Raw genomic sequence first — 19,926 nt, 5'->3', positions numbered from 1 at the left:
CTTCCTTTTGCTCCAATGTCAGTGATATTTGGCAGGCATTTGTACATTTGTACGATGATGGATCATATAGCATGGCTTTGAGGGATGCTTTCGCATGGCTGAAATAATAAATAATTTCCATTTTTAGAATTTAAATATATAAAACAATTAATTAATCTATTGGTCTAAAGTATAAGATTAGAAAATTCCATTATGGATTGACTCAGCTATGCTTAAAGCAGTTAATTCATATGTACACAACGAGATCTTTTGTAAAGCGTGCGCCGCTAGCCAGGCAATACAAGATATATTAGGAGTGAGTAATGCATAACGCCGATAACAACAATCACACCGAACTGCCACTGACCATGCAAGCCGTCGTAGCTTACGCGCCTGGTGATTATCGTCTTGAAGAGGTGGGCGTGCCGAAGGTGGGAGAAGGGGAAGTACTGATAAAGGTTGAAGCGTGCGGAATCTGCGCAGGCGATCTCAAAGCATATGAAGGCGCCCCCAGCTTTTGGGGAGATGATACTCAGCCTGCTTATATCAAGGCGCCGATGATTCCAGGCCATGAGTTTATTGGTCATGTGATGGCTTTAGGAGAGGGCGTTAAAAACCTTGAGATCGGTGATCGCGTTATTTCTGAGCAAATCGTGCCTTGCTGGGAGTGCCGTTTCTGTAACCGTGGGCAGTACTGGATGTGCGAAAAGCACGACGTGTATGGATTTCAGCACAACGTAAATGGCGGTATGGCCGAATACATGGTCTTTCCTAAAGAAGCCATTAACCACAAGTTGCCAGATGAGATTCCGATGGAGAAAGCGGTTCTTGTTGAACCCTATGCTTGTTCGTTACATGCCGTTAAGCGTGCGCAGATTGAACTGGGAGATGTGGTTGTCCTCTCCGGTGCGGGCACCTTAGGGCTAGGAATGATCGGTGCGATCAAAAAGTCCGGGCCTTCCAAGCTGGTTGTACTGGATCTCAATAATAAGCGCTTAGAGCTTGCCAAACAGTTTGGAGCCGACATTGTCCTGAATCCTGCTGAAGTCGATGTTGTTGACTACGTGAAAGGCATAACGGAAGGCTATGGTTGCGATATTTATATTGAGGCCACCGGCGCGGTGCAGTCGGTAGAGCAGGGGCTTTATATGATCCGTAAACTTGGCCGGTTCGTCGAGTTCAGCGTATTCAAAGAGCCAGTGACTGTTGATTGGAGCATTATCAGCGATCGTAAAGAGCTGGATATACTGGGTGCGCATCTAGGCCCTTATTGTTACCCACTTGTGATCGAAGGCATCGGAAACGGTGATTTCCCAACGGATCATGTGGTGACCCATAAGCTGCCGTTAGCCGAATTCCATCAAGGACTAGATCTAATGCGCAATGACCCTAACGCCTTAAAGGTTGTGCTTATACCTGGCGGGAAGTAGGTAGTGTAAGTTTCTTATTTATAACTTATTTATAACTTATTTATAACTTATTTATAACTACAATGATAACCGGAGTGATTATGTCGGCGACATTAAATTCGGTGCCCGGTGATAAGCGTATAAGGGCCTATGTGGCAGCTGCTTTTGCTTTAGCGCTGGTTGCACTCATGGCGCTTGATACTAAAGTCATTAGTCTTTCTGAACTTGAGAGTGCGGCGGGGTTTTCACCACAGCAATTTGCTCAGGAAACATTTCCAGAAATCCAAGCGTATGTAGAGAATAACGCCGTAAACGCATCGGTATTGGCGCCAGAGGTTCTCCAGGATGCCGGAGCGGCAGGCGAGAAATACGGCGTCGCTGCCGGCATTGGCCATATTGTGCCGGTCTCTTTATCTGGAATTGCTGTAGAAAGCCGGGGGGGCGTTTACACCCTAGAGGTTGCCGATGTGCCTTCAGATATCGTCATTCGTGTGCAAACAGGCCCAGCCATTAATGGCACTACGCTGAGAGATACAACCGGCAATATTCAATTTGGCGACTTTACCAATCAGATTGAGTACCAAGATGTCGGCGCAGCGCTCAATGATGAAATGAAGCGTCAAGTGCTTGCGGATATTTCCGGGCAAGAGTTAACCGGAAAAACGTTAGAAGTAGTCGGCTCTTTTACCATGATAAATCCCAAAAACTGGCTAATTACGCCGGTGAGTATAGCGATCATTGAGTGAGGGGCGGCTATGAGTATCGATACATCAACAGTGGAAGCGGCTCCGGTGATTCTTTCTGCACGCAATATCGAAAAGCGTTTCGGTGCCGTGCAAGCCCTCAAAGAAGTGAACTTCGATATATATCGAGGGCAGGTGACAACGCTCTTCGGCGAAAATGGAGCAGGTAAATCTACGCTGATGAAAATTTTGTCTGGCGTCATTGCTCAGACGGCTGGGGAGATTGTATTGGAAGGAGAGAGCGTCAGCTTTTCTTCGCCGTCGGAGGCTGAAGCGCTGGGGATTACCATTATTCATCAGGAGTTGAGCTTGGCCCCTAACCTGAATGTGCGTGACAACATTTTTATGGGGCGTGAGCTGACTAAAGGAAGGGGCAGCGTCGACTATAAAGAAGAGGCACGTCAGGCTGAATTGTTAATGGAGGAGCTGGATGAACCGATCCACCCTCTCACCCTGGTTGAAGATCTGCGAGTGGGGCAGCAACAAATCGTTGAAATCGCGAGAGCGCTGTCCAAGAACTCTCGCATTTTGATTATGGATGAACCGACTTCCGCATTGAGTGCCACGGAAGTCGAGACGTTATTCAAAGTCGTCCAGGATCTCAAAAACAAGGGTGTGTCGATTGTTTATATTTCTCACCATTTGGAGGAGGCGCTGCAGATTACCGATCATGCCGTTGTTCTCCGCGATGGGGCCATGACTGCTTACGCCCCTCGTAGTGATATCGACCTGCAGTGGATCGTTAGGCATATGGTAGGAGAGAGTTTCGATCTTGGCTCACCGCCCACAGGGTATGAGCAGGGCTCCACCGCGCTCTCTATCCAGAACCTTTACATAAGCGACGATAAAGTGGCAGGTCGCTATGTTGTTGAGGATCTTTCTCTTGATGTGCGCGCCGGCGAGATTGTTTGTATTTATGGACTAATGGGCGCTGGAAGAACTGAGTTATTGGAATGTGTGGCAGGACGAACCCGGCAGTCCAGTGGAGATATCTTGCTCAACTCAACTGACGTATCGCATTACAACATTGCACAGCGAATCGAGAGAGGGTTGGTGTTAGTGCCTGAGGATCGCCAGCGTGATGGGTTAGTACCCACCCTGTCAGTCGGTAGAAATCTGTCGCTAGCCAGTATCCATGCGTTTACTCGCAAGGGGCTTACTTCTTCCAGCTTGGAAGCAGAAATGATTAATTCAGCTATCGATAAGGTGCATATTAAAACAGATGGCGGGGAGGCTGCCATTGGTTCACTGTCTGGCGGTAACCAGCAAAAAGTGGTGATCGGTAAGATGTTGGCTACCCATCCAGACGTCATCATACTTGATGAGCCAAGCCGTGGTATCGACGTGGGCGCCAAGGCCGAAGTGTTCAAGTTATTGAGCCAAGGGGCTCGGCGGGGGTTGGCGGTTGTCTTTACAACATCTGAAGTGAGCGAGTGCTTGAGTATTCCACACAGAGTGCTGGTGATGAGTAAAGGACGGATCTCCGCTGAATTCAAACCGGGGGTAACGAAAGATGAAATTATGGCTGCTTCGGGCGAATCAGTGGCTGCATGATTATTCAATCGGATAGGTAATGACTATGTCTCATCACAACAATAACGCGTTACAAGTTGAAAAAGGCAGTATCGATATCGTCAAAATTTTGCTGGAAGGTAGGGCTTTTTTTGCATTAATCGTGATCATTATTGTCTTTTCCATGCTCTCGCCTGTTTATTTTTCAACGGGTAATTTTTTAACCATGTCTTCGCATGTGGCTGTTTTTGGCTTGCTAGGCATCGGCATGCTGTTTGTCATTCTGACCGGCGGTATCGATTTATCGGTTGGCTCTACGCTGGCACTTTGCGGAGTGTTCGCGGGTATGTTGTTAGAAGGAGTAGAGATTGAAGCGCTTGATTTGGCTTTCTTTCCTTCAGTGTGGGTCGTCGTGGTACTTACCTGCTTACTGGGCGGCCTGGTGGGGGCTATCAATGGCGTATTAGTGGCCTACTTCAAAGTGCCTGCTTTCGTGGCCACGCTGGGCATGTTGTATGTCGCGCGTGGAGCCGCACTGCTGTTAACCGATGGATTAACGTTCAATAGTTTAAGTGGTGACCCTGCATTAGGTAATACTGGGTTTGAATGGCTTGGGTTTAATAAACTATTCGGTATTCCTGTAGGTGTTTTGATTCTCTTTTGTGCTGCGGTTATTTGCATGTTGGCGCTCAGTCGTACGCCTTTTGGTCGGTGGATTTACTCTACCGGTGGCAATGCGCGTGCTGCAGAGCTTTCCGGGGTGCCCGTCAATCGCGTTAAGCTCTCCGTCTACATTATTTCCGGCGTGTGCGCAGCCATGGCTGGGATCGTGCTTGCCTCACAGTTGACCTCTGCTGGGCCTACGGCAGGTACCACCTATGAGCTAACAGCGATTGCTGCTGTCGTTATCGGCGGCGCCTCACTGATGGGGGGGCGTGGCACGGTTCGAAATACTTTATTGGGCGCATTTGTAATTGGCTTTCTAGCCGACGGTCTGGTCATCATCGGTGTGTCTGCTTATTGGCAAATGGTCTTCACGGGTAGCGTGATTGTCTTCGCGGTCATGTTAAATAATGTCCAATACAGTGCTAAAAGAAAGTCCTCGCAACAACCCGAGAAAACGGCAGAAATTAAGCGTGAAGGTTCTAGAGCAAGCGCTACTTAACGTAGCATTGCTTAGAAGTGTGGCCTGCTCAGGTCTACCTATTCAAAGACCAACAATCATAACTATGAGGTAATAATCATGCTTCCAAAAAGTAAAAAAGTGCTTTTTACAGCTCTCGCTAGCGTCTCGATGCTCTTTAGTAGCTCTATAGTTGCTCAGGACAAAGGGCTGATCTCAATTATTGTCAATGATATGTCAAACCCCTATTGGCAAACAGAAGGAACAATTGCTGAGCGCACAGCAGAAGAGTTGGGCTATGAAGCAAATGTAAGTTCCCATGTGGGTGATACCAACACGGAAAGCAATCAGGTTGACACGGCAATTACCAATGGGGCTAAAGCAATCATTCTCGACCCCGCTAATGCGGACGGTTCCATTGGCGCGGTGCGAAGAGCAATCGAGGCGGGAATCCCGGTATTTATTATTAACGCTGAGATTAACCAGCAGGGATTAGCCAAGGCACAACTGGTTTCCAATAATGCACAGGGAGCCGCGTTAGGCGCGCAAGAGTGGGCAATGCAACTAGATGGAGAGGGATCCTATATAGAGTTAAAGGGGCCTCCTTCTGATAACAATGCTGCGACAAGATCCAATGGCTATGAGACGGTGCTTAGCCAGTACCCTGACCTTACCCTCGCTGCGTCTGACATCGCTAATTGGGATCGGACGGAAGGGCGCAATAAAATGCAGAGCATGCTCCGTTCTCATCCTGATATTCGAGGCGTCATTAGCGGTAATGACGAAATGGCCTTAGGCGCTATTGTCGCTCTGAAACAAGAGGGGCGGCTAGACGATGTATTGGTCGGTGGGTTTGACGGTTCACCCGATGCGGTTGATGCGGTTCGCTCGGGTGAGTTGGCCTACACCGTGCTACAGCCGGTAGCCGTATTTGCAGAAGATGCCGTGAAAATCGCTGATCATTACATCAATACTGGAGAAACGGGGTTGGATAGTGAAAAGCAACTTTATGACTGTATCCTTATCACGCCAGATAATGTAGATAACTATACCTCTCCCTTTGTTTTGGAAGAATAAGTTTTGGAAGAATAAGGTTTGTAAGAGTAGGTTTTAGAAGAGAATGCATTAGAAGAGTAAGTGTTAGAGAACCTTACCTAGAGGCCAGCCAGCTTTAAAGCTGGCTGGCTTTTTGAATAAGAGGGTGTGTCAATGATCTTTAATTTTGGTTCCATTAATATCGATTATACTTACCGTGTACCCTATTTTGTTCGCCCTGGCGAAACCTTGGAAAGCGGTGATTATAATATTGGATTAGGTGGGAAAGGCGTCAATCAGTCACTGGCAATAGCGCGTGCCAAAGGCATGGTGAGTCACTGGGGGAGAGTTTCATCGATAGATGCCTGGGTGACCAGTGAGCTTGAGTCTGCGGGTGTGGGTGTGAAAGATATCGAATTGACCCCAGAGCCAAGTGGGCATGCCATCATTCAAATTGACGCACTGGGTGAAAACGCTATTCTTTTGTTCTCTGGCGCCAATCATGGTTTTACGCAGGAGAAAATGAAGGCGCTTATTGCGCAAACCGCGCCTGGCGACACAATACTTATTCAAAACGAATGTAACGGGCTTGATCAGCTTATTCCATTAGCAGTGAGCCACGGTTGCAAGGTGATATTTAACCCTGCACCAATGACTTCGAAGGTATCATCACTTCCTCTAGATCAATGTGAACTGCTTTTTTTTAACCGTACAGAGGCCGCCGCTTTATTAGAGATGCCGGTAGAATCGAGCGCCGCAGATTTGCTAAGGCGTTGTAAAGAATCGCTTGGCGATGTCGAGGTGGTTCTTACCCTAGGTAGCGAGGGGGCTTGGTATCAGCGCAGCAGTGAGACTCTTTTTCAAGCGGCTTTAAAGGTAAAGGCCATCGATACAACGGCCGCAGGCGATACCTTTGTGGGTTACTTCCTTGCCTCTAGGCAAGCTGGCCTAGAACCTTCTCAGTGCTTGCAAAGAGCAACAGCAGCTGCTGCCCTGGCGGTTCAAAAACACGGTGCTGCCAGTAGTATTCCGATGGCGGAAGAGGTTGATAGATTGATGTGTCAACAAGAAGCGCTATAGAGTGCGGCAGCGGTTTGTTTTAAGCATTATCTTAGTCACTTTATCTTAGCGTCTTCAGAAGGCCGGCGGCAGTGACGCCCCGGCCTCTAAGAACCATATCGGAATCAGGATCCTCCGAAATCAGCCGATTGCTCACGCCATTGCGCCGCCTCGTGGCGTAGGGTGTTGGCAAGCAGTGCTATGTCGTTGGGCCCTGCCACGAATCGGTAGCCACTATTGGTCAGAGTGGTGACATCGCGACCGGGTCCGGTGATGGTGCCCATCCAGCGCCCGCTATTGGCGATGCGGCGCTCAAGGTCTTCAATCAGACGGCGTACCTCGGGTGCCTCGAGACGTTCGAGCAAGCCCATAGAGCCCGCCAGGTCGTTGGGGCCGATGAACAGCATGTCTATGCCATCAACCTCGGCGATCGCCTCGACGTTATCTGCCCCTTCAGTATGCTCGATCTGGGTGATCAACAGCAGGTCATCGTTGGCTTGACTGGCGTAATCACTGAAAGCGCCGTAGCCTGAGGCGCGTACGATAGGAGCCGCATAGCCACGCTGTCCATGAGGAGGGTAGCGGCAGGCATCGACGATAGCTTGAGCCTGTGCAGCGCTATTGACCATCGGCACCATGATCGAGTGTACCCCCATATCCAGGATCTTCTTCAGGTAGGTGGGGTCGTTGGCGGGAATGCGTAAAACCGCTTCACCACCTGCTGCTTCTATGGCGCGAACTAGGTGGGCGGTATGTTCGAGGCTGGAGACACCGTGCTCGTTGTCGATCAGAATGGTTTTCCAGCCTGCCCAAACGGCAATTTCGGCTAGCTCTGGGCTGGCGCTTTCCAGCCACAGGGCGCTAATGGCTCGACCCTGCTTAAGGGCAAGTTTTGTACGGTTGCGATGGTTCATGGATAGGTTTCCGTTTCCGAAGAAGGGCTGGGGTAGTGACGACGCTGAACACTCTCATAGATACCGCGAGTCAGCAGTAACGCCCAGAGCAGCAGGGTGAGTGTGCCTAGCGCTGCCGCCCAGGGGCGATCGAAGAAGGCCAGCAAGTCGCCTTGGGCCTTCATCATCGATGTCATGAAGTTTTCCTCGACGATTGTGCCGAGAACGATACCCAGTATGGCGGGGGCCAGCGGAAAGCCATTGGCCTCCATGGCGTATCCCAGAGCACCCAGCGCCAGCACTGTCCAGATAGCAATGACCGAATTGGTAATGGCGTAAGCTCCCACCAACGAGAACAGTAGTACACAGGGCATGAGTACCCGACGCGGGATACGTACCACCTGACTGGAAGCCATGATCACCAACAGGCCAGCAGGGATCATCGCGAGATTGCTCAGCGCGAAGGCGCCGTAAAGGGTATGTACCAGTTCCGGCGACTCGGTAAATATCTGCGGCCCAGGTGACATCCCGTTGAGTAGCAGGATGCCGATGGCAATAGCCGTGACGCTATCGCCGGGGATGCCGAACACCAACGCTGGTGTCCAGGCACCGCCGATAGCTGCATTGTTGGCGGAGCCACCGTCGGTTACGCCCTCAATGTACCCCGTGCCGTAGCGTTCGGGATGGCGCGAGAAGCGCCGTGAAATCGCATAACAGATCCAAGCAGCGATATCTGCCCCGGCGCCGGGCAGCGCGCCGATCAAGGTGCCAAGTACGCTGGAGCGGGCGATGTTGCGCTTGAAGCGACGCAGTACGAGCGCTGCCTCATGCAGCGCTTTGGAAAACGACTCTTGTGCTGCATTGGCAGGTTGATCGCGATGTCCTGTCTGTGCACTGCGCAGGATCTCGCTGAGCGCAAACAGGCCGATGATGGCGGGAATAAAGCTAATGCCATCGAACAGTTCGTAATTGCCGAAGGTGAAACGTGGATGGCCGACGGCAACATCGATGCCGATAGTGGCGATAAATAAGCCAAGGAAGAGGCTGGAAAAACTCTTCGCGACGCTACCGTTGCTAGTTAGTACCGCGCAACTCAGTCCTAGGCAGGCCAGCCAGAAGGTTTCGAAGCTGGAAAACTGCACTGCAACACGGGCCAACTGAGGGGCAATGAGCGCTAGAAGGGCGACACCCACCAGGCCTCCAATGCAGGCAGCGAACAATGACACCATCAGCGTCGAGCGGGAGCGTCCTGCGCGTGACAGGCGGTAAGCGTCCTCGACGTAGGCCGCGGAGGCGGGCGTGCCGGGGATACGCATCAAGGTGCCGGGTACGTCGCCAGCGAAAATCGCTGTGGTAGTCGTGGCGACAATGGCGCTGATGGCGATCAACGGATCCATGAAGTAGGTAAAGGGCACCAGAAGGGCCACCGCCATAGTAGCGGTTAGGCCCGGCATGGCGCCGATGAAAGTACCATAGAGCGTACAGGCGGCGATGACCGCTAGGGACGCGGGACTGAATAGGGCAGCGAGGGTCGAGGCGCTCATAGCGTCACCATGCCATTGGTGCCAGCAGGCCCCAGGGGAGCGGGACGCGCAGCAGTGAATAGAACAGCAGATGCACGCCGATCATCAGGGGTAGCGCTAGCAGCACTGAACCCCCAGCACGCATCCCGAAGATCAAGGCTGTGGCGGAGACTGCCATGAAGGAAGCAATATGAAAGCCCAGAGGGTCGAGCAATAGGCCATAGCCGAGTATCACGATCAGCAGGGCCAGGGGGCGTGCCGCCATCCGCCAGCCTTTTTGTCGAGGCGGCATCGTCAAAGTGCTCGGCGCCTTCCGCCGCCCCCGCGATCCAAAGCCGATTAGCGCTCCGCAAACTATCAGGCCAATCGCCGCGATAGAGGGAAACAAGCCGGGGCCGTACTCCAGCCCGGCCAGGGACGGAAAGGTTGAGGCGCGCCAGAGCACCAGTCCGCCGAAGAGAACCAGTAGGCTCCCCGATAAGCGATCATTGCAGTACATGAACACCTCCTGCTTATCAATCGGCCTCGCTTACTTCGCGAGACCGATCGCTTCGACCACTTCGCCCAATTGACGATCAGCCTCAGCGAGGAGTTGAGCGGTTTCGTGGCGATTCTCGAACACCACTTGAGTGCCACTGCTGCGCTTGAACTCGGCCCAAGCTTCACTGTTGATAGCTGTCTCGATTGCTTGCTCGTAGGCACAGGCGATCTCGTCCGGTAGACCGTCAGGGCCGCTGACCGTCACAAAGGCACTCAGTGTCCAACCACTCTCCAGTGTGTCAGCTGTCAAGGGAACTTCAGGCATCTGTTCCATCGGAGTATCGCTCATGTAGCCCAGCGCCTTTAGCTCCCCCTGTTCGATCAGGTTGCGGGCCTCAGAGAGCGAAGGCGTCGCGACATCAACGCCCCCCGCCATCAACTCCTTGAGTGCAGGCCCCGCGCCTTGGCTAGGGATCCAGCGAATGGCATCGGGAGCTAACCCTTCGGCCTTGAGCATACCGGCTAGGGCGAGATGCCAGATGCCGCCCTGGGCGGTGCCCGAAGCGGTCAATTCTCCGGGGTTCTGGCGTGCTTCGTCGAGTAGGGCCTCAAGTGTTTCGTAGGGCGAATTATTTTGTACCACTACCCCAGGGGAGCTGCGGTTAATCAATGCAATGGGCGTGATGTCCTGGTAAGTCAGCGGCGTTAGGCCGAGCCAGTGCATGGTGTCGATCTCGACCGTGGCGGCACCAATGGTATAGCCGTCAGGTCTGCCACGCGCGAGTGAGGTATGGCCTACAACGCCGTTACCACCGGTGCGGTTGACGACGTTGAAGGGCACGCCCATTTGTTCCTCGAGCAGGCTGGCCAACCGACGTGCATTGGCGTCGGTGCCGCCCCCGGTACCCCAGGGAACGATGAAGGTAACGGCTCGTTCGGGCTGCCAGTGACAAGTTTCAGTGTTATCGGCTGAGGCGGAAGTGGCCGCTAACGAGGCCCATAGGGCCAGTGAGATAGTCATTATTGTTGTCGAGTTTGTGCTTGTCATGCTGTGTGCTCCTGACAGTGGCGAGGGATATTGACGGCGTTTTTTGATAGTTGTTGGGATGCCTTCATTGTCATTTTTTACCTAGTTCAATCGATTGAATAAATACAACTTTGGTCGTTATAGAATTGGAATTCCGTGTTTACGAGGCTTGCGATATCACTAAAAAAGCCGCTATGAGAGTATGTTGCTCATAATTCCAAAAGGAGGCTGGCGTACTAGATCGCGTTCCGTCGCCTATAAATCATGGGAGTTGAGATTTTTATATGGCAAGTCGTCCGACACTTAAAACTATCGCCGATCAGGTAGGCGTCACCGTTTCCGCAGTATCATTAGCCCTGCGTAATGCTCTTCGAATTTCCCAAGCGACGCGGGAGCGTATACAACAGGCTGCGAAGGAGATGGGTTACGTCTATAACCGGCATGCGGCGGGGTTGCGGAGAGGCGATAGCGGCACTGTGGCGGTATGCCTTAATGATCTGAGCAACCCTTTTTTCACCGAATTTCTTGGCCACATGGAAGCGCGCTTCCGCGAGGCGGACCGCATGATGCTGTTCTGCCATGCCCATGAAACACCATCGATCCAGGCGCGCTTCATTCGTCAGATGGCCGAGCATGGTGCCGCGGGGCTGATTTTAGTGCCTGTCGCTGGTACCAGCCGAGAAGATCTTGATGGACCGCAGGTAAGGCATCTACAGGATTTTCCACTGGTACTAATTTCCCGGGATGTCGCTGATACGGGGTTCGATCGAGTCATCAACGACGATGTGCTAGGCATCCGTCTTTTATTCGAACACTTATATGAAGCAGGGCATAGGCGCTTTGCTTGGTTGGGTGGTGGCGGTGATACGTCCACTGCCCGTGATCGAGAATGCTCCTTCCGGCAGCAGATGGATGCTGCCGGTTTGCCTGTTACACGTGACTCGGTTCATCACGGGCCAACGACACTGGAATTCGGTGACGCCATGCTAGAGCGGCTGCTTACGATGCCGGAACCACCGACCGCAATTATGTGTTTTTCGGACATTATCGCCTTTGGTGTGCTGGCGGCGTGCTACCGGCATGGGGTGCGCCCAGGTGTGGATATTTCTGTCACCGGTTTCGATGATATGGCTGCGGCCGCCTACTCGGCACCAGCATTGACCAGTGTGCGGGTACGCACTGACCTAATTGGCCAGTGTGCCAGTGAGTTGCTGCTTTCTCGTATGGCGGGGGAGCAATATCCGCCGGTTAGGAAGGTGGTGCCGCCCGAGCTGGTGGTGCGGGCGAGTACCGGGCCGGCAGCATGAGCTTTGCACTTACCTGACCTCCGCTATGGCGAGCATAGCGGTGATGGTAACCCAACGTCCTTAAATGGACGCCTATCGTTCCGAGCCTGAGCTACCCATCCTATCTACGTTATCAGCGCTAGGACGTCACTTTGACCGTACAAGAACGTAGGTGTCGGCATCATTGTTTGGTCTACCCGGTATGGAATCCTCTTAGCAGCAGCATTCGATACGTCAGTGCTGGTGCTGTCGTGAAGATCTATCCAGCTATTTTTAAAATATTTCAAAATGGTTGACCATTTACGGGGTTAAGGTGATTTCATTTTTTTATCAGGTATTAAAGTTCAGTTATTGTGGTTTTTTCACTGGGCAGCTATGATTTTTTAATAAAATTAATCTTATTGTTTTTAAACACTATTTCTTATTTATGAGCATTGGTTTTGAGCGATTTTACTGATGTTTAACACGTGATTCCGTTATTGTTTAGACTAAAGTTTCGTTTCAAGCCGTCGCAATTATCTCTATCTTCAAATGGTCAACCATTTGGAGGTGACTTGAATGAGTCAAACAGCTACCGCGTCGAGGGCTGATGTTGTTGAGGTGCTTCGGCAGCGAGCTTACAAAATTCGCCGCCATGCCCTGCGGATGGGTGAGGTGCAAGGGCAGGGGTATGTTGGTCAAGCGCTCGGGATTGCCGACGTTTTGGCAGTGTCTTACTTCCGTGCCATGAAGCTGGATCCCAAGAACCCTGACTGGGAAGGGCGGGATCGTTTCTTGCTCTCTATCGGGCATTACGCCATCGCCTTGTACGCCGCTTTGATCGAGGCTGGTGTTATCAGCGACGAGGAGATCGAGGACTACGGCAGCGACGACAGCATTCTGCCAATGTCAGGTATGGCCGGTTACACGCCGGGCATGGAAATCACCGGTGGCTCTCTAGGTCATGGTCTTGGTATTGGTGTGGGCATGGCGCTAGGTCTCAAGCGTAAAGAGAGTGCTTCACGTATTTTTAACCTGCTTTCGGACGGTGAGCTAAATGAAGGCTCGACCTGGGAAGCTGTCGCCTCCGCAGCCCACTGGAAGCTGGACAACCTGATTGCCATTGTTGATGTCAACGATCAGCAAGCCGATGACAAATCGTCCACCGTGCTCAACTACGAGCCGATCGCTGATAAGTGGGTTGCGTTTGGGTGGGAAACCTACCGTGTTGATGGCAATGATCTTGAAGCGCTAGTCGAAGCCTTCGACAGTGCGCTAGCAAGTGATGCTAACAAGCCCCGGGTGATTATCTGCGACACGCTGATGGGCCGCGGTGTGCCTTTCCTCGAAGAACGTGACAAAAACCACTTTATTCGTGTCGATGAGAATGAGTGGAGTGTGGCGCTCAAACAGCTCGATGAAGTTTACGGTGTCCAGTAAGGAGGATATGAAATGAGCGCCAAGAAGAAGCTAAAAACCTCGGCGATGATTGCGTCCATTGCCGGCGCAGACCAACCAACGACTTCCGCGCCCTTTGGTCATGCGCTGGTAGAGGCTGCTAAGAAAAACCCCAAGATTGTTGGCATGACAGCAGATCTAGGCAAATATACCGACCTACACATCTTCGCCCAGGCCTGCCCGGATCGCTACTACCAGATGGGCATGGCTGAGCAGCTACTCATGATGGCCGGTGCGGGTATGGCACGCGAAGGCTTTATACCTTTCGTGACGACCTATAGCGTTTTCGCCTCACGCCGTGCTTACGACTTTATTTGCCTAGCGATTGCCGAAGAGAAACTCAACGTCAAGATTGTCAGCGCACTTCCCGGGCTTACCACGGGCTATGGCCCGAGCCACCAGGCTACCGAAGATATCGCTATCTTCCGTGGCATGCCGAATCTAACCATTATTGACCCCTGTGATGCTGTCGATATCGAACAGTCAGTTCAGGCGATGGTGGATTTTGATGGCCCAGTTTACCTGCGCCTACTGCGTGGCAAGGTGCCTCGCGTGCTAGATCGCTTTGAAGGCTATCAATTCGAGATCGGCAAAGCGAAGCGTCTGCTGGATGGAGAGGATGCCCTGATCATCTCTTCTGGGCTCATGACGATGCGCGCAATCGAGGCCGCCGATGAGCTGAGAGAGACAGGCACCAACGTGGGCGTTTTGCACTGCGCTACGATCAAGCCGCTAGATACCGATACCATTCTGGAGGAGGTTCGTCGCTATCCTGAACGTCCCGTCTTCGTGGCCGAAAACCACTCAATCATTGGTGGTCTGGGCGAAAGCATTGCATCGCTGCTGATGAAAGAGGGGATATCCGTCAAATTCAGTCAGATCGGGCTTCCAGATGAATTTCTGGATGCCGGTGCTTTACCCACGTTGCATGATCGTTACGGCATTTCAACCAAGGAGGTGATCAAAACGTTAAAGCAGCCCGTTGCCTGAAGATACTAACTAAATCAAAAAACTAAGACTCCAGCTTCGTTTAATAACCGCTATTTCTAACAACAAAGATTTTAATAGAGAGAAACGTCATGAAAAAAACAGTCCTTGCTTCTGTCATTGCCAGCGCCTTTTTCATTAGTGGTAATGCCGCCGCTCAGCAAACCCTGCAACTCGCCCACAATGCGGCGGAAGGTAACCCCAAGTGGGATGCTTCAGAACTCTTCGCAGAGCTCGTCGAAGAAGGAACGAATGGGGAATTAATAGTCGATGTTGGTGGCAATGCTCAATATGGCGACGACATGGAAGCCATTACCCAGATGAGAATGGGAACCTTGGCTTTTAGCACCAATAGCCAGGGTGCAACATCCAGCGTAGTACCCCAGTTCTCGGTTCTGGGGTTACCGTTTCTGTTTAACTCTCTTCCCAGTGCTTGGAAGGTTATGGATGGCGAAGTTGGTGATGAACTGAAAAGGCTTTCTGAAGAGAAGGGGCTCGTGCTACTGGCGCTGTGGGATAACGGCATTCGTCATGTCAGCAATAATGTTCGCCCTATTGAGACCCCTGATGACTTGGAAGGCCTTAAGATTCGAACCCCTCCCGATGAGATGACGGTTGATATCTTTGAGGCGCTGGGCGCAAACCCAACCCCAATGAATTTCTCTGAGCTCTATATTGCTCTTGAACAAGGGGTCGTTGACGGTCAGGAAAATCCGTTAATGAATATTTACTCATCCAAGCTTCACGAAGTACAGGATTATATTTCCTTAACCGGCCACAAGTATGAGTCAACCCCGCTGCTTATGAGCAAGATGGTGTGGGATTCGCTTTCACCAGAACACCAAGAAGTGATTCAGCAAGCGGCCATTGAGGCGGGTGAATTTAATCGTCAAGCATCACTTGAGGCCGATGATACGCTGAGAAGCGCGATGGAAGAGGCCGGCGTCGCTTTTAACCAAGTTAATCCTGAGCCGTTCATCGAAGCCACCTCATCCGTTTATGACCAGTGGGCAGAAGAGTACCCAGAGCTGGTTGATATGGTCGTCAATGCGGCTCAGCGTGAGTCGCAATAAAGGAGGGTCTTTTCATGACGCTCTCAACAGAGAGCCGCAGCAGTGAAGTGGGCGCGCCCACTTCACTGTTAGTGAGCTCAAAGCGTGTGATTTATCACATCTTCAAATGGGTGTCCATCGTCGCCGTTGTGACTATCTTCGTGTCGCTATTACTGGGTGTGGTGGTTCGCTATGTGTTTTCTACCAACTTGGGCTGGGTCGCAGAAGTTCCCAACTTGGTTTTTCCCTGGTTAACCATGTGCGCTATCGTCGCCGCTGCAGCAAGGAACGAGCACATTGGCGTTGAGCTGGTAGTCGAAAAGCTGCCGAGACTACCCAAGAAGTTAGTTGTATTGGCCGTCAATTTAATAGCAATGATCGCTTTTAGCTTTATGGCCGTTAACGGGCTAGATGTTGTCGAAATTGCAGGCACCCAGCGATTACCAATCACCCGTATCGGTATGTCCTGGGCTTATTGGTCGGTCGTGGTCGGCTTTATGGGTCTAGCGGTTGTTTCACTCATTAATATCGCGATGGTGCTGGGGGGCGGAGATCGCTTCTCAGAACCGCAAGTCTCGCACGGGGAGGATGGGGTATGACGGCCCAGATGCTCATTGGCTTTGTCCTGTTTCTATTAATGGCGATGCCTGTTGGTTACTCGTTGGTTATAAGCGGTTGGGCGGCGCTATCCGTTTTTGGCCCTATGCCATCCAGTATGGCGGTTATGAAGATTTTTCAGCCCACACAAAGTTTCCCGCTGCTGGCGATACCCTTCTTTATACTTTCTGGTGGGCTGATGATGTCTGGCAAACTAGGACAGAAGTTAGTGGGTTTAGCCTCCATGTTAGTGGGTAAATATCACGGCGGGCTCGGCCAGGTCACCGTGGTGGGCTCCACTGTATTTGGAGGGGTCTCGGGGTCTTCGGTAGCAGAAGCGTCCGCACTGGGTTCCATGCTTATCCCTTGGCAAAAGAGAGAGGGTTATCCTGGCGCTTTCGGTGCTGCCGTTACCTCCGCCTCCTCTGTGATTGCTGGCTTGATGCCGCCTTCTATCCCGCTCATTTTGTTTGCTACTGTCTCTAACACCTCTATTGCATCACTGTTTATTGCCGCTGTAATTCCAGCGTTAATGCTTGCGGGGGGCATGATGCTGGCCTGCAATCTCATTGGCAGACGACGCGGGTTCCCACGTCTTACGCTCAAGTACACTGGCGCTGAAATAAGAAACACGCTGTTCACCGCTTTGCCAGCGTTGTTGATGCCGGTATTTATCGTTGTGCTACTGCGTGCGGGGATTGCCACACCCACTGAGGTAAGTGTCATTGCCGTTGCCTATGCGCTGGTGGTCAGTTCGGTTATTTATCGGGATCTGACGGCTGAACGCGTCATGAGTGCGCTGACAAACACAGTGATTACCACTGGCATTGTGATGCTCATCATCGCGGCGGCCAACATCATTGCTTATATTCTGACGTCAGGCGGTGTCCCGCAGGCCGTCGCTCAATGGGCTGTCGAGTATCTAAAACACCCTATTTTGATCATTTTGGCGATCAACTTGCTGATGCTGTTTATCGGCATGTTCCTCGATTTGCCCGCTGCCATCTTGCTGTTAGGGCCAACGCTGGTCTCCATCGCCAACGCGATTGGGCTAGATCTGGTGCAGCTTGGCATCATCATGTGCGTGAACCTCAGCATTGGTCTGTTCACGCCCCCCATCGGTACCACTCTGTTTGTCTCTTCTGCTATTGCCCGTGAACGTATTGGCGCCGTGGTAAAGGAGCTGGGGCCTTTCTATTTGGTGGCCATTGTCGTGTTGCTGCTGGTGTCCTACGTGCCAGCTCTGATTATTTACTGAGGTGGTTATGCAAACTATCGCATTTGCAGGGCTGGGTGCCATGGGATGGCCTATGGCAATCCAGTTGAAAGAAGGTGGTTTTCAGGTGATGGGCATGGATGTCGTTGAACAAACGGAGACAGCCTTTAACGACAGGAGGGTTTCACTCGATGAAAAGTCTCGATATCTGGCTCATTGCGAAGCACTTTTTATCATGGTGGTGAATGCTGATCAGGTGCGTTCTGTGATGTTTGGTACCAACAGTCTTGAAGCGCTTGGACAAGGTGCTTGTGTTGTCCAAATGTCGACCATTGCTCCGGACGATGCGGCGGCTATCTCACAAGAAGTCACGGCGATTAGGCCTGACCTTCACTTCATCGATGCCCCGGTGTCAGGCGGGGTGGTAGGCGCCGAGGCGGGTGAACTCACGATTATGGCAGCGGGCACCCAAGACGCTTTGTCGAAATGCCGTCAAGCATTTGAAGTGTTGAGCAAAGTTGTATTTGAAGCTGGGGAACGGCCGGGGCAGGGCGCGTCGATGAAGGCGGTTAATCAACTGCTATGCGGTGTGCACATTGCCGCCGCTGCAGAAGCGTTGGCACTGGCAGAGAAGAGCGGTATTGATGCCTCAACAATACTAACGCTTTTACAGGGCTCATCAGCTTCCAGCTGGATGCTGAATGATCGTGGCCCTCGGATGATCGCCGAGCCCAGTGATATTACCAGTGTGATCGATATCTTCTGCAAAGACATGGGCATTGTCTGCGACTCAGCCAAGGCCTCCAAGGCGTTTACGCCATTGGCTGAAACCGCGCGTCAGCTATTTATATCCAGCGCTGAGCGAGGAGAAGGCAAGTTAGATGACAGCCAACTGATTCGCACTTATCGATTACTCAACGGAACTGCCTAAGGGGACACAATGCCCAGTTTTATATCTGTCAGCACCGCGGCTTACGACGGCTATGGGTTCGATGTGATTTTGCCATCGCTAGCGCAATGTGGCGTAAGGAACGTGGAGTTTGCCTTTATCGATGGCTATGTGGAGGCCTTTACTGACAGTGACTTTACTGAGGCTTTCGCTGGCGAGCTAAAAAGTGAAATGCAGCGCCATGGTCAGCAGTGCCGCTATTTTTCCGGCCATATTGATTTGGGCATTGAAAACGCAGCCGCCAGGCTTGAAGCACGCTGTCGTTTTGCTTCGTCTTTAGGGGCCTCCTGCGTAATTACTAACGCCGCTACGCGCGAGCGCGCAGAAACTTTCTTTGCACAGGCCGATACCCTGGCTGCGATTGCTGAAAATTATGGTCTGCGCATTCTGCTTGAGAATCCCGGTAATGGTGTTCCCAATTTACTCGACCACGCCAGTGACGCGCCGCGCTTGCTTGAGCGACTGGACTCCCAGGCCTTCGGTATTAATTACGATATCGGCAACCTGTTAGCCCACCGCCCAACCCGAGAACCGCTTGAAGATGCACGTGCGGCAATGAATATTGCCGATCATTTTCATCTTAAACCCTGTGCGCGCCGTGAGGGCGGCATCGATTTCGTCCCATTGGGAGCAGGAGATGTGAATGACACTGCGCTGGCGTTGGAGCTCCTTCGCCAGAATAAGCCGTTTTCACTCGAGCTTCCATTCCGCCTGCATCGCGATGCCAATGCCCAACCTTGGCGTGATGAGCAACCTCTGCCACTCGATGTCATCGAGTCGCGCATTTCCTGCTCTCTTATGGAGCTGTCATCACTCCACAAACAACTTACTACAAACCAATAAAAGGAAAACGCTATGTTACTTAAAGACAAAGTATGTATCGTCACGGGCGCCGCAGGTGAAAAAGGCATCGGCTTAAGAACAGCCAAGCTCTTCTATGAGCACGGAGCTTCAGTCGTCATTTCCGATATCAATGAGCAAGCCTGCGAGAAAGTGCGCAGTGAGTTTGACCCTGAGCGCTCACTAATAGTGGTTGGAAACGTAGTGAGCCGTGATGATTGCTTCAATTTAGCGAAGGCCGCCATGGATAAATTTGGTCGCATTGATGTGCTCATAAATAACGCTGGTATTACTCAGCCGGTAAAGTTCGAAGAGATTTTGCCAGAAGACTATGATCGCATCCTGGATGTTAACCTCCGTGGCATGCTCTATATGTCGCAGGCTGTCGTACCACATATGAAAGCGGCAAGGTCAGGCTCGATTATTAACACCTCTTCGGTTTCCGCGCAGAGGGGAGGCGGTATTTTTGGGGGGCCGCATTACAGTGCCGCCAAGGCAGGCATGTTGGGGCTGGGCAAGGCCATGGCAAGAGAGCTTGGTGCTTTTGGCATTCGCATTAACTCCGTCACGCCGGGGTTAATTGCTACAGACATCACCGCTGGCAAGCTTGACGACCAGATGAAAGCCAAGATTTTAGAAGGCATTCCGCTGGCACGAATGGGCACTCCCGAGGATGTAGCCAAGGCCTTCCTGTTTTTGGCGAGTGATCTGTCCAGCTACATTACAGGGGCCACCCTGGATGTTAACGGCGGTATGCACATTCATTGATTATGCTAAGC

Annotated in this window: 19 protein-coding genes; 15 read left to right on the top strand and 4 right to left on the bottom strand. The window is 51.9% G+C overall.

The features are described 5' to 3' along the window. The first annotated feature begins 302 nt into the window (after nucleotides 1-302). The 6 genes from SR894_RS14430 to SR894_RS14405 all read left to right on the top strand — a co-directional run bounded on the left by SR894_RS14430 (nucleotide 303) and on the right by SR894_RS14405 (nucleotide 6,881). On the top strand, nucleotides 303-1,409 hold the full coding sequence (locus SR894_RS14430; protein WP_133729991.1) for an MDR/zinc-dependent alcohol dehydrogenase-like family protein: 1,107 nt from the start codon (nucleotides 303-305) through the stop codon (nucleotides 1,407-1,409). 80 nt (nucleotides 1,410-1,489) lie between these two features. Beyond that, nucleotides 1,490-2,134 carry a DUF2291 family protein gene (locus SR894_RS14425; RefSeq protein WP_244286463.1) on the top strand — a complete coding sequence of 215 codons (645 nt, stop codon included), beginning with the start codon at nucleotides 1,490-1,492 and terminating at the stop codon, nucleotides 2,132-2,134. A gap of 9 nt (nucleotides 2,135-2,143) precedes the next feature. Further along, nucleotides 2,144-3,685, top strand: coding sequence for a sugar ABC transporter ATP-binding protein (locus SR894_RS14420; RefSeq protein ID WP_133729993.1), 1,542 nt, complete (start codon nucleotides 2,144-2,146; stop codon nucleotides 3,683-3,685). A 25-nt stretch (nucleotides 3,686-3,710) separates the two neighbouring features. Further along, entirely contained in the window at nucleotides 3,711-4,808 is a 1,098-nt protein-coding gene (locus SR894_RS14415; protein WP_244286464.1) for an ABC transporter permease, read from the top strand. Nucleotides 4,809-4,886: 78 nt separating this feature from the next. Next, a complete protein-coding gene (locus SR894_RS14410) occupies nucleotides 4,887-5,843 on the top strand; it encodes a D-ribose ABC transporter substrate-binding protein (RefSeq protein WP_133729995.1) in 957 nt (318 codons plus the stop codon). A 132-nt stretch (nucleotides 5,844-5,975) separates the two neighbouring features. Further along, complete coding sequence (locus SR894_RS14405; RefSeq protein ID WP_166650314.1) at nucleotides 5,976-6,881, top strand: ribokinase; 906 nt, start codon at nucleotides 5,976-5,978, stop codon at nucleotides 6,879-6,881. Between the two features lie 104 nt (nucleotides 6,882-6,985). On the opposite strand, the gene SR894_RS14400 is transcribed toward SR894_RS14405, so the two are convergent. The 4 genes from SR894_RS14400 to SR894_RS14385 are packed head-to-tail and all read right to left on the bottom strand — an operon-like array spanning nucleotide 6,986 to nucleotide 10,804. Beyond that, a complete protein-coding gene (locus SR894_RS14400; protein WP_133729997.1) occupies nucleotides 6,986-7,774 on the bottom strand; it encodes an HpcH/HpaI aldolase family protein in 789 nt (262 codons plus the stop codon). After that, the gene (locus SR894_RS14395; RefSeq protein WP_133729998.1) at nucleotides 7,771-9,297 is read right to left on the bottom strand and encodes a tripartite tricarboxylate transporter permease; all 1,527 of its coding nucleotides are present in this window, start codon (nucleotides 9,295-9,297) and stop codon (nucleotides 7,771-7,773) included. The genes SR894_RS14400 and SR894_RS14395 overlap by 4 nt, the downstream gene beginning before the upstream one ends. Before the next feature lie 4 nt (nucleotides 9,298-9,301). Continuing rightward, on the bottom strand, nucleotides 9,302-9,775 hold the full coding sequence (locus tag SR894_RS14390; protein WP_244286465.1) for a tripartite tricarboxylate transporter TctB family protein: 474 nt from the start codon (nucleotides 9,773-9,775) through the stop codon (nucleotides 9,302-9,304). 30 nt (nucleotides 9,776-9,805) lie between these two features. Continuing rightward, nucleotides 9,806-10,804: a tripartite tricarboxylate transporter substrate binding protein gene (locus SR894_RS14385; protein WP_246638192.1), complete on the bottom strand. Its 999-nt coding sequence runs from the start codon at nucleotides 10,802-10,804 to the stop codon at nucleotides 9,806-9,808. A gap of 263 nt (nucleotides 10,805-11,067) precedes the next feature. Between SR894_RS14385 and SR894_RS14380 the strand changes: the two genes are divergently transcribed. The 9 genes from SR894_RS14380 to SR894_RS14340 all read left to right on the top strand — a co-directional run bounded on the left by SR894_RS14380 (nucleotide 11,068) and on the right by SR894_RS14340 (nucleotide 19,915). Continuing rightward, nucleotides 11,068-12,090 carry a LacI family DNA-binding transcriptional regulator gene (locus SR894_RS14380; protein ID WP_223288598.1) on the top strand — a complete coding sequence of 341 codons (1,023 nt, stop codon included), beginning with the start codon at nucleotides 11,068-11,070 and terminating at the stop codon, nucleotides 12,088-12,090. A gap of 537 nt (nucleotides 12,091-12,627) precedes the next feature. After that, the gene (locus SR894_RS14375) at nucleotides 12,628-13,488 is read left to right on the top strand and encodes a transketolase (RefSeq protein WP_133730002.1); all 861 of its coding nucleotides are present in this window, start codon (nucleotides 12,628-12,630) and stop codon (nucleotides 13,486-13,488) included. A 12-nt stretch (nucleotides 13,489-13,500) separates the two neighbouring features. Then, nucleotides 13,501-14,496, top strand: a complete 996-nt coding sequence (locus SR894_RS14370) for a transketolase family protein (RefSeq protein WP_133730003.1) — start codon at nucleotides 13,501-13,503, stop codon at nucleotides 14,494-14,496. 89 nt (nucleotides 14,497-14,585) lie between these two features. Further along, complete coding sequence (locus SR894_RS14365) at nucleotides 14,586-15,566, top strand: TRAP transporter substrate-binding protein (RefSeq protein WP_133730004.1); 981 nt, start codon at nucleotides 14,586-14,588, stop codon at nucleotides 15,564-15,566. Nucleotides 15,567-15,580: 14 nt separating this feature from the next. After that, nucleotides 15,581-16,144 carry a TRAP transporter small permease gene (locus SR894_RS14360; RefSeq protein WP_133730005.1) on the top strand — a complete coding sequence of 188 codons (564 nt, stop codon included), beginning with the start codon at nucleotides 15,581-15,583 and terminating at the stop codon, nucleotides 16,142-16,144. Next, complete coding sequence (locus tag SR894_RS14355) at nucleotides 16,141-17,400, top strand: TRAP transporter large permease (RefSeq protein ID WP_223288597.1); 1,260 nt, start codon at nucleotides 16,141-16,143, stop codon at nucleotides 17,398-17,400. Before SR894_RS14360 ends, SR894_RS14355 begins: the two co-directional genes overlap by 4 nt. A gap of 7 nt (nucleotides 17,401-17,407) precedes the next feature. Further along, the gene (locus SR894_RS14350; RefSeq protein ID WP_208862627.1) at nucleotides 17,408-18,289 is read left to right on the top strand and encodes an NAD(P)-dependent oxidoreductase; all 882 of its coding nucleotides are present in this window, start codon (nucleotides 17,408-17,410) and stop codon (nucleotides 18,287-18,289) included. Nucleotides 18,290-18,298: 9 nt separating this feature from the next. Continuing rightward, nucleotides 18,299-19,150, top strand: coding sequence for a sugar phosphate isomerase/epimerase family protein (locus SR894_RS14345; RefSeq protein ID WP_133730008.1), 852 nt, complete (start codon nucleotides 18,299-18,301; stop codon nucleotides 19,148-19,150). A gap of 12 nt (nucleotides 19,151-19,162) precedes the next feature. Next, on the top strand, nucleotides 19,163-19,915 hold the full coding sequence (locus SR894_RS14340) for an SDR family NAD(P)-dependent oxidoreductase (protein ID WP_133730009.1): 753 nt from the start codon (nucleotides 19,163-19,165) through the stop codon (nucleotides 19,913-19,915). The last annotated feature ends 11 nt before the right edge of the window (nucleotides 19,916-19,926 follow it).

The organism is Vreelandella neptunia (assembly GCF_034479615.1).
Taxonomy (GTDB): domain Bacteria; phylum Pseudomonadota; class Gammaproteobacteria; order Pseudomonadales; family Halomonadaceae; genus Vreelandella; species Vreelandella neptunia.
This window is presented reverse-complemented; position numbering and strand designations above follow the sequence as displayed.

Coding starts and splice junctions, on each gene's coding strand:
- SR894_RS14430 (WP_133729991.1), top strand. CDS start 303: ATGCATAACGCCGATAACAACAATCACACCGAACTGCCACTGACCATG.
- SR894_RS14425 (WP_244286463.1), top strand. CDS start 1,490: ATGTCGGCGACATTAAATTCGGTGCCCGGTGATAAGCGTATAAGGGCC.
- SR894_RS14420 (WP_133729993.1), top strand. CDS start 2,144: ATGAGTATCGATACATCAACAGTGGAAGCGGCTCCGGTGATTCTTTCT.
- SR894_RS14415 (WP_244286464.1), top strand. CDS start 3,711: ATGTCTCATCACAACAATAACGCGTTACAAGTTGAAAAAGGCAGTATC.
- SR894_RS14410 (WP_133729995.1), top strand. CDS start 4,887: ATGCTTCCAAAAAGTAAAAAAGTGCTTTTTACAGCTCTCGCTAGCGTC.
- SR894_RS14405 (WP_166650314.1), top strand. CDS start 5,976: ATGATCTTTAATTTTGGTTCCATTAATATCGATTATACTTACCGTGTA.
- SR894_RS14400 (WP_133729997.1), bottom strand. CDS start 7,774: ATGAACCATCGCAACCGTACAAAACTTGCCCTTAAGCAGGGTCGAGCC.
- SR894_RS14395 (WP_133729998.1), bottom strand. CDS start 9,297: ATGAGCGCCTCGACCCTCGCTGCCCTATTCAGTCCCGCGTCCCTAGCG.
- SR894_RS14390 (WP_244286465.1), bottom strand. CDS start 9,775: ATGTACTGCAATGATCGCTTATCGGGGAGCCTACTGGTTCTCTTCGGC.
- SR894_RS14385 (WP_246638192.1), bottom strand. CDS start 10,804: ATGACAAGCACAAACTCGACAACAATAATGACTATCTCACTGGCCCTA.
- SR894_RS14380 (WP_223288598.1), top strand. CDS start 11,068: ATGGCAAGTCGTCCGACACTTAAAACTATCGCCGATCAGGTAGGCGTC.
- SR894_RS14375 (WP_133730002.1), top strand. CDS start 12,628: ATGAGTCAAACAGCTACCGCGTCGAGGGCTGATGTTGTTGAGGTGCTT.
- SR894_RS14370 (WP_133730003.1), top strand. CDS start 13,501: ATGAGCGCCAAGAAGAAGCTAAAAACCTCGGCGATGATTGCGTCCATT.
- SR894_RS14365 (WP_133730004.1), top strand. CDS start 14,586: ATGAAAAAAACAGTCCTTGCTTCTGTCATTGCCAGCGCCTTTTTCATT.
- SR894_RS14360 (WP_133730005.1), top strand. CDS start 15,581: ATGACGCTCTCAACAGAGAGCCGCAGCAGTGAAGTGGGCGCGCCCACT.
- SR894_RS14355 (WP_223288597.1), top strand. CDS start 16,141: ATGACGGCCCAGATGCTCATTGGCTTTGTCCTGTTTCTATTAATGGCG.
- SR894_RS14350 (WP_208862627.1), top strand. CDS start 17,408: ATGCAAACTATCGCATTTGCAGGGCTGGGTGCCATGGGATGGCCTATG.
- SR894_RS14345 (WP_133730008.1), top strand. CDS start 18,299: ATGCCCAGTTTTATATCTGTCAGCACCGCGGCTTACGACGGCTATGGG.
- SR894_RS14340 (WP_133730009.1), top strand. CDS start 19,163: ATGTTACTTAAAGACAAAGTATGTATCGTCACGGGCGCCGCAGGTGAA.